This window comes from Aeromonas sp. YN13HZO-058, assembly GCF_001921245.1.
Lineage (GTDB): Bacteria > Pseudomonadota > Gammaproteobacteria > Enterobacterales > Aeromonadaceae > Aeromonas > Aeromonas allosaccharophila.
Map to the genome: position 1 here is coordinate 130872 of NZ_MQSY01000028.1, position 7927 is coordinate 138798.

The following is a 7927-nucleotide window of genomic DNA, read 5'->3' on the forward strand; positions in this document are numbered from 1 at the left end:
TGAGGCTTTTATGACTCCTGTAGTAGCCCTGGTGGGCCGCCCCAACGTGGGGAAATCCACCCTGTTTAACCGCTTGACCCGTACTCGGGATGCCCTGGTTGCCGATTTTCCCGGTCTGACCCGGGACCGTAAATACGGTCAGGCGAAGTTGGGCGAGCTGGAATTTATCGTGGTCGATACCGGCGGTATCGATGGTACCGAAGAGGGGATCGAGCTGAAGATGGCCGAGCAATCCCTGCTGGCCATCGAAGAAGCGGACGTCGTGCTGTTCATGGTGGATGCCCGTGCCGGTCTGACCGCGGCGGATCAAGCCATCGCCGAACACCTGCGCAAGGCCCACAAGAAGGTATTTCTGGTGGCCAACAAGACCGATGGCATCGATGGTGATTCCGCGGTTTCCGAGTTCTATGGTCTGGCGCTGGGCGAGGTCTACCAGATCGCGGCCGCCCACGGTCGTGGCGTGCTGAGCCTGCTGGAACTGGCCCTGGCTCCCCATCTGGAGACCCTGGTCGAAGCCGCTACCGATGAAGATGCGCAGGATGAGGAAGAGGAGGACTTCGACGAAGAAGCCCTGCTGCGCATGGTAGCTGCCGGTGATCTGGACACCCGGGAAGATACCAAAGAGACCCCGTTTGCCGACCTGCCTATCAAGTTTGCCATCGTCGGTCGTCCCAACGTCGGTAAATCGACCCTGACCAACCGCATGCTGGGTGAAGATCGGGTCATCGTCTATGACATGCCCGGCACCACCCGCGACTCCGTCTACATTCCGATGGAGCGTGACGAGCAGAAGTACGTCATTATCGATACCGCCGGTGTGCGTCGTCGTGGCAAGGTGCACGAGACGGTGGAGAAGTTCTCCGTCATCAAAACCCTGAAAGCCATCGAAGATGCCAACGTTTGCCTGCTGGTGATCGACGCCCAGGAGACCATCACCGATCAGGATTTGAGCATCCTCGGCTTCGTGCTCCACTCCGGCCGCTCCGTGGTGCTGGTGGTGAACAAGTGGGATGGCCTGGATCAGAAGGTGAAAGAGGATGTGAAGAACGAGCTGGATCGTCGCTTGGGCTTCATCGACTTCGCGCGCGTCCACTTCATCTCCGCCCTGCACGGCAGCGGTGTTGGCCACCTGTTTGAATCCATTCAGGAGGCTTACCAGTCCGCCACCCGTCGTACCAGCACGGCGATGCTGACCCGCATCATGCAGATGGCGCAGGAAGATCACCAGCCGCCGATGGTCAACGGTCGCCGCGTCAAGCTCAAGTACGCCCACGCCGGTGGCTACAACCCGCCGCGCATCGTGATCCACGGCAACCAGCTGAACGATTTGCCGGATTCCTACAAGCGTTACCTGATGAACTACTTCCGCAAGTCCCTCAAGATCATGGGCTCGCCGATCCGGGTCGAGTTCCAGGAGTCGGTCAACCCGTTTGAAGGCAAGAAGAACACCATGACCCTGAGTCAGGAACGTCAGCGCAAACGCCTGCTGAAAATGAAGAAGAAATAAGTCCTTGCGGCTGCCCTCACCGGCAGCCGCTTTGTTATTCCCCCTGCCGTGGCGTGATGTCCGGCGGGGAGGGGAACCCGCCATGGGCAAGCCCATCGCAGGTTCACTTTATGAGGAGTCGTCAATGGAAGCGCTGCTTTGCCCATCATGCCAGGCTGAACTGGATACCCGCAGCAAGGAACAGACCTGTGGTCAGTGCCAGGCCCCTGTTCGCGTCACGGCCATCTGTCCCATCTGCCAGCAGGAGCTGGAGCGTCTCAAGGCGTGCGGTGCGGTGGATTACTTCTGCAACCACTGCAACTCGCTGATCTCCAAACGGACGGTACAGTTCAAGGCGGCGCTGGTGTAAGACGGTAGTCAGGTGAGAAAGAAGATAAAAAAACCCGGCGAATGCCGGGTTTATGCTGTGTGCTCTGCAATAAGCAGGGTATAGGATCGATTTCTGCGCCACAGGTTGCGCTTGATGTCATTAAGCTTGAGTTTGCGTCTGGGGCTCCAGCTGCACTTCGCTTTTCTGACCAGACTGATTTTTCTACGTTTTTGCATCTTGGTCTCCTCCCAACTGGGTGGCCGTCCCGGCCTTGGGTCATTGATGGAGCCCATCCGAAATTGCTGTTATTTAATCTCTCAACATAATGAAAACAATGCGATTTCGGATAGGCTCCGATGTGAATCGATGGTAACAGAGAAATTTGTGTGAAAACAGCCGAATAATGGCTGGTTAGCGCAAGGTGATCTGATTGACCACCTCGGCGATGATGGTGGGACGCTCGGCCAGCTCCGGCTCGCTGTCGTTGTCGAGACTCTCCCGCTGGTGCGCCTTCTGTTGCTCGTTGTCGAGCCACAGCAGGCTCTGGTAGTACTGGCGCACGTTGTTGACATAGTTGCGCGCCTCGCTGCCACGGGCATAGCCGTAACGCACCTTGCGATGCCAGCGCGCCTGTTGCAGCAGCGGCAGCACCTCTTTCACGTCGCTCCAGGCGTCGGGATTCTTGCCAAGATCCTTGGCCAGGCGGCGGGCATCCATCATGTGGCCGTAACCGATGTTGTAGGCGGTGAGGGCAAACCACACCTTCTCGTCATCGGGCACCGAATCCGGCACCTTCTCCATCATCTGTTGCAGATAGAGGGAGCCCCCCTTGATGCTCTCTTCCGGATGGAGCCGGTCGTTGACCCCCATCGCCTTGGCGGTGGGCTCGGTCAGCATCATCATGCCGCGCACGCCGGTGTAGGAGCGGGCCTGCGGGTCCCAGTGGGACTCCTGATAGCTGATGGCGGCGAGCAGGCGCCAGTCGATATTCTTGGCGTGAGTCTGGAACAGTGGCTGGTATTTGGGCAGCAGGCTCTTGGCGCGCTTGAGGAAGGTGCGGGTATCGACAAAGTCGAAGTTCTGCACGTGGCCGAAGTACTTCTCGTCCAGTTTGGCGATGGCACCATCCATGAAGCGCTGACCGAAGAAGTCGATCACGCTGGCATAGAGGCTGTCATCGGGCAGCTTGCTCATGGCCCAGGCGACGGTCTGCTTCTGGGCCAGGGTCAGCCCCTCGGTGAGCTCCGGGTAGTAGCGCTGGGTACGGGCCAACACGGTATCCTGCACCACCGTGTAGTCAATCTTGCCATCCACCACCTGCTTGAGCAGCTCCTCCACATCGGCATTGTGGCTGGTGCTCCACGTCAGTGCCGGATTCTCCTTGCTCATCTCTTTGAGCAGGTCTTCTCCGGTGGAGCCGGCAGCAACGACCAGTTTGCCCTTGATGTCGTTCAACGAAGCCGGCTTGGGTTTGCCGTTACGGTAGACCAGCTTGGGGGAGACCTGATAGAAGCCCGGGCCAAAGCGAAACAGCTCGCGTCGCTCGGGGGTGACCATGATGGCGGCGGCGGCCAGATCGAGTTTGCCCTTCTTGAGCAGGGCGACCAGTTCGTCAGTGGTGTCGACCGGGATGATGGTGAGTTTCACCCCCAACCAGTCGGCATAGTTTTGCGCCAGCTCGTAATCGAACCCCTGGGCGAGGTCATCACGCTGGTAATAAGAGGTGGGACCATAGATGGTGCCAACCCGGATCTCGCCTCGCTGGCGGATCTGCTCCAGCTGGCTCGAGGGGCTATAGAAGTCGCAGCCAACTAGCGTCAGCGTCAACAACAGCCCGATAAACAGTCGAAAAATGCAGCGCAAGTAGGTGAGTACCTTTGTTGAAAAAATCGGCATTTGTCAAAAAAGAGGCACCTTTATACCAGAGAGTGTGCGCAGAGTCACACTGCACGAAGTGAGAAAAACGTTTGTCCGGCGTGAGCCAGATCCCTATAATACGCGCGTCTCAATTCCCCCCCACTTTAAAACTTGGTGAGAAAGGTCATATGGATATCTTGCGTGGTGCCCCAGCACTGTCTGATTTTCGTGTCCAAAAACTGCTGCAACGCTTCGCACAGATGAGAAATGAGAGTGGTACGGAGAGTGGAGTAGAGAGCGGAGTAGAAATAGAGGATGTCTATGCCGAGTATGTGCACTTTGCCGAGCTGACAAGCCCCCTCTCTCCCCCCGAGCGAGCGACCTTGGGCCAGCTCTTGCGCTACGGCCCGACCATCCCCGAACACACCCCCAGCGGTCAGCTGTTTCTTGTTACCCCCCGCCCCGGCACTATCTCCCCCTGGTCTTCCAAAGCAACCGACATCGCCCACAACTGCGGCCTGAAACAGGTCAAGCGGCTGGAGCGCGGTATTGCCTATTACCTGACGATGAAGGGTGAGCCTAGCGCCGCCCAGCGCCGCGCCATTGCCGCCGTGCTGCATGATCGGATGATGGAAGTGGTGTTTGCCGAGATGAGCGAAGCTGCCGCCCTGTTTGCTCACCACGAGCCGCGCCCCTTCACCCAGGTGGATGTGCTGGGCGGTGGCCGCGCCGCCTTGGCCGAGGCCAACGTGGCGCTCGGTCTTGCGCTGGCCGACGACGAAATCGACTATCTGGTAGAGAATTTCACCAAGTTGGGTCGCAACCCCAACGACATCGAGCTCTATATGTTCGCCCAGGCGAACTCCGAGCACTGCCGTCACAAGATCTTCAATGCCGACTGGACCATCGATGGCGAGCAGCAGCCCAAGTCGCTGTTCAAGATGATCAAGAACACCTTCGAGCAGACGCCGGACTATGTCCTCTCTGCCTATAAAGACAACGCCGCCGTGATGGAAGGGAGCCAGGGTGGCCGCTTCTTCCCGAGCCCAGCCAATGGCGAGTACCAGTATCACCAGGAGCAGGTCGACATCCTGATGAAGGTGGAGACCCACAACCACCCGACCGCCATCTCCCCGTTCCCGGGGGCGGCCACCGGCTCCGGCGGCGAAATCCGCGACGAGGGTGCCACCGGTCGCGGTGCCAAGCCCAAGGCGGGTCTGGTCGGTTTCTCCGTCTCCAACCTGCGGATCCCCGGCTTCGAGCAGCCCTGGGAGCAGGATTTCGGCAAGCCGAGCCGCATCGTCAGTGCCTTTGACATCATGCAGGAGGGGCCGCTCGGCGGCGCCGCGTTCAACAACGAGTTCGGCCGTCCGGCCATTCTCGGTTACTTCCGTACCTTCGAAGAGGAGGTGCCGAGCCACAACGGCGTCGAGGTGCGTGGCTACCACAAACCCATCATGCTGGCAGGCGGTATCGGCAACATCCGCACCGAACATGTCCAGAAAGGGGAGATCCCGGTCGGGGCTGCGCTGATCGTGCTGGGCGGCCCGGCGATGAACATCGGTCTGGGCGGCGGTGCGGCATCCTCCATGGCCTCCGGCCAGTCAGCCGAAGATCTCGACTTTGCCTCGGTGCAGCGTGACAACCCCGAGATGGAGCGCCGTTGCCAGGAGGTGATCGACCGCTGCTGGCAGCTGGGGGACGACAACCCCATCGTCTTTATCCACGATGTGGGGGCGGGCGGTCTCTCCAACGCCATGCCGGAGCTGGTCAACGACGGTGAGCGTGGCGGTCGCTTCGATTTGCGCGCCATCCAGAGCGACGAGCCGGGCATGAGCCCGCTGGAGATCTGGTGCAACGAATCCCAGGAGCGTTACGTGCTGGCGGTAGCGCAGGACAAGCTGCCGCTGTTCAAGGCCCTGTGCGAGCGCGAGCGCGCTCCTTATGCCGTGATCGGCACCGCGACCCAAGAGAAGCATCTGACCCTCTCTGACAGCCACTTTGACAATCAGCCCATCGATCTGCCGCTGGACGTGCTGCTCGGCAAGGCGCCCAAGATGCACCGCGACGTGGTGACCCTGCCTGCGCAAGGTAAAGCGCTCCAGCTCGATGGCATCACCCTGAGTGACGCGGCCGAGCGGGTACTGCGCCTGCCGACCGTGGCGGAGAAATCCTTCCTGATAACCATCGGCGATCGCAGCGTGACAGGTCTGGTTAACCGCGACCAAATGGTTGGCCCCTGGCAGATCCCGGTGGCCGATTGCGCTGTCACCGCCGCCACCTACGACAGCTACCACGGTGAAGCCATGTCGATGGGCGAGCGCACGCCGGTCGCGCTGCTCTCCCACGCCGCCTCTGCCCGTATGGCGGTCGCGGAAGCGCTCACCAACCTGGCGCCAACTCACATCGGGTCACTGAAGCGGGTCAAGCTCTCCGCCAACTGGATGGCCGCTGCCGGTCACCCGGGTGAGGATGCCGGCCTCTATGAGGCGGTCAAGGCGGTGGGCGAGGAGCTCTGCCCGGCCCTTGGCATCACCATACCGGTGGGCAAGGATTCCATGTCCATGAAGACCTGCTGGCAGCAGGATGGCAAGGAGCAAAGCGTCACCTCGCCGCTCTCCCTGCTCATCTCCGCCTTTGCCCGGGTTGAGGATGTGCGTAACACAGTCACGCCGCAGCTGCGTACCGATCTCGGTGAAACCGACCTTATCCTCATCGACCTTGGCAACGGCAAGCAGCGCCTCGGCGCCTCGGCGCTGGCACAGGTCTATCGCCAGCTGGGCGACAAGGCGCCGGATCTCGACAATCCGGTCCAGCTCAAGGGCTTCTTCAACGCCATTCAGGCGCTGGTGGCCGATCGCAAGCTGATCGCCTATCACGACCGCTCTGACGGCGGCCTGTTCGTCACCCTGACCGAAATGGCGTTTGCCGGCCACTGCGGCCTCGACATCCAGCTCGATCGCATCGGCGGCGAGCTGCTGCCGGCGTTGTTCAACGAAGAGCTGGGCGCCGTCATTCAGGTACGTCGTGAAGATAAAGAGGCGGTGATGACCCTGCTGGCCGGTCACGGTCTGGCGGCTTGCTCTCACGTGCTTGGCACGGTGCGCGAAGGGGATCTCATCACCTTGCAGCGGGGCGGTCAGGAGGTCTATCGTGCCAGCCGTACCACCCTTCGCACCATCTGGGGCGAGACCAGCTGGCAGATGCAGCGCCTGCGCGACAACCCCGAGTGTGCCGACAGTGAGCACGCGGCCCGTCAGGACGCAGCCGATCCTGGCCTGCAGGCCAAGCTCAGCTACAACCCGTCCGAGGATGTGGCTGCCCCCTATATCGCCCGTGGTGTCTCCCCCCGTCTGGCGGTGCTGCGCGAGCAGGGAGTCAACTCCCACGTGGAGATGGCGGCGGCGTTCGACCGTGCCGGTTTCGCGGCGGTGGATGTGCACATGAGCGACATTCTCTCCGGTCGTATCAAGCTGGAGGAGTTCCAGACCCTGGTGGCCTGTGGCGGCTTCTCCTACGGTGACGTGCTGGGGGCGGGTGAAGGCTGGGCCAAGTCCATCCTGTTCAACGACAACGCCCGCGAACAGTTCCAGCGCTTCTTCGAGCGTGGCGATACCCTCTCTCTGGGTGTCTGCAACGGTTGCCAGATGATGTCCAACTTGCGAGACCTCATCCCGGGTGCCGATCTGTGGCCGCGCTTTGTGCGCAACCGCTCCGAGCGCTTCGAGGCACGCTTCAGTCTGGTAGAGGTGCAAGACTCTCCGTCCGCCTTCTTTGCCGGCATGGCAGGCTCCGTGATGCCGATTGCCGTTTCCCATGGGGAAGGGCGTGTCGAGGTGCGCGATGCCGCTCACCTGAGCGCACTGCAAGCCAGCGGTCTGGTGGGGCTGCGTTTCGTGGATAACCGTGGCAGCGTGACCGAGCAATACCCGGCCAACCCGAACGGCTCGCCGGATGGTATCACCGCCGTCACTACCACGGACGGTCGCGCCACCATCATGATGCCGCACCCGGAGCGGGTGTTCCGCACCGTGGCCAACTCCTGGCACCCGGACAACTGGGGCGAGGACGGCGCCTGGATGCGGATGTTCCGCAACGCCCGGGTCCGCCTGGGTTAATAGCGACAGCGCAAGCGCATAAAAACAGAAACCGGCCAAATTTGGCCGGTTTTTTTAGGCGCTGTCCCAATTACGTGTTGAAAGGCTAATCTTGAAGTAGGCCATCACCTTGAGGTCTACCATCATGGATACCCC

At 60.8% G+C, this 7927-nt stretch carries 4 protein-coding genes; 3 read left to right on the forward strand and 1 reads right to left on the reverse strand.

What is annotated here, in order from left to right; translation table 11 throughout:
- Window positions 1-10 precede the first annotated feature (10 nt).
- Together der and BSP75_RS06880 are read left to right on the forward strand one after the other, a co-directional pair.
- On the forward strand, window positions 11-1507 hold the full coding sequence (gene der / locus BSP75_RS06875; RefSeq protein ID WP_042063432.1) for a ribosome biogenesis GTPase Der: 1497 nt from the start codon (window positions 11-13) through the stop codon (window positions 1505-1507).
- 124 nt (window positions 1508-1631) lie between these two features.
- Window positions 1632-1856, forward strand: coding sequence for a zinc ribbon domain-containing protein (locus BSP75_RS06880; protein ID WP_075112680.1), 225 nt, complete (start codon window positions 1632-1634; stop codon window positions 1854-1856).
- Between the two features lie 372 nt (window positions 1857-2228).
- On the opposite strand, the gene mltF is transcribed toward BSP75_RS06880, so the two are convergent.
- Complete coding sequence (gene mltF, locus BSP75_RS06885) at window positions 2229-3713, reverse strand: membrane-bound lytic murein transglycosylase MltF (protein ID WP_042658447.1); 1485 nt, start codon at window positions 3711-3713, stop codon at window positions 2229-2231.
- Between the two features lie 149 nt (window positions 3714-3862).
- Here mltF and purL point away from each other — a divergent pair, with 149 nt between their 5' ends.
- Window positions 3863-7792 (forward strand): phosphoribosylformylglycinamidine synthase, encoded by a 3930-nt coding sequence (gene purL / locus BSP75_RS06890; protein ID WP_075112681.1) that lies wholly within the window; start codon window positions 3863-3865, stop codon window positions 7790-7792.
- Window positions 7793-7927 lie beyond the last annotated feature (135 nt).